The 501-nt window shown below is 43.3% G+C and carries 1 protein-coding gene; it reads right to left on the bottom strand.

Going from position 1 to position 501, the window contains the following annotated elements:
• Positions 1 to 66 precede the first annotated feature (66 nt).
• Positions 67 to 447 carry a transposase gene (locus QVP67_RS12920; RefSeq protein WP_022163982.1) on the bottom strand — a complete coding sequence of 127 codons (381 nt, stop codon included), beginning with the start codon at positions 445 to 447 and terminating at the stop codon, positions 67 to 69.
• Positions 448 to 501: the final 54 nt, after the last annotated feature.

The raw sequence follows: 501 nt of genomic DNA, 5'->3' as shown, positions 1-501 counted from the left end.
GGCAATGGCCAAATAGACGGCAGGCGGGGGCGACCTTCAGACCGCGCCCGCTGACCAGTTCCTTCACTACTTGGCCCCAGATTTTTTTCGGATCGGGATGTTAAAATACTCCTCGGCACGCGTAATCATCAAATCGCGTGCTTCCGTTTCTAAACGAGAGAAAGAAAGCGCTTTCTCCAATTCCTTGATGCGCTTCTTCAACTGAGCGTTCTCTTCACGGTAACTTTCTTTGCTGCGGTTGGCCATATCTTCTTCCGTTGAAGTTATCGAAGGCGAAGATAGTGATTTTACTTTATCACCATACTTTTCTATCCAATAATTTAAAAGCCTAAGACCGCTGAGTGAGTGAAGTTTGCAAAAAGAATACTTGCTCAGGCCTGACTGATAATAAGCACGAAGAAGAGATATTCGATCCTCTTCACTGAAACGACTGTGTTTTTTCCTCATTGTTGATTCACATTTTTGTTATTAAAATGTGTCTACCTATATCAGTACAAGACA

This window comes from Bacteroides sp. CAG:633 (genome assembly GCF_000435115.1).
GTDB lineage: Bacteria > Bacteroidota > Bacteroidia > Bacteroidales > Bacteroidaceae > Bacteroides > Bacteroides ndongoniae.
The sequence above is the reverse complement of the archived record's forward strand: the minus strand, read 5'-3'. Positions and strand labels throughout refer to the sequence as shown.

Excerpts from the sequence above, each read along its gene's own strand:
- QVP67_RS12920 (WP_022163982.1), bottom strand. The coding sequence starts at position 447 with ATGAGGAAAAAACACAGTCGTTTCAGTGAAGAGGATCGAATATCTCTT.